Annotated in this window: 1 pseudogene; it reads right to left on the bottom strand. The window is 73.9% G+C overall.

Annotated features, from left to right (window positions below):
* Positions 1-330, bottom strand: a pseudogene (locus AC5RUJ_RS18850) (MFS transporter); the annotation flags it as partial.

Below are 330 nucleotides of genomic sequence, written 5' to 3'. Positions count from 1 at the left end.
CGGGGCGGGCCCCGCCGTCGTCGTCATGCTGGGGCCGGTGGGGCAGGAAAGCCCGCGGCACCACCCACGTGGCGGCCGCGACCACCACCGCGAGCACTGCCAGATGCACGGCCAGCGAAACCCCGAGCACCGAGAGCCAGGCGCCGACCATGGCTCCGGCGAACGCCCCCAGGCTGAAGGCGGCGTGGAACTTCGGCATGATCGTGCGCAGCAGTTTCCGCTCCACGTCGGCGCCTTCGATGTTCTGCGCCACGTCCCACCAGGCCACGCCCACGCCGTAGCAGAACAGCGCCGCGGCGGCGGCGGGAAAGGAGCCGGCCGCCAGCGCGG

It is taken from the genome of Arthrobacter sp. Y3223164, assembly GCF_059091005.1.
Note: the sequence above shows the minus strand (reverse complement) of the source record. Positions and strands in the feature narration are given on the sequence as shown.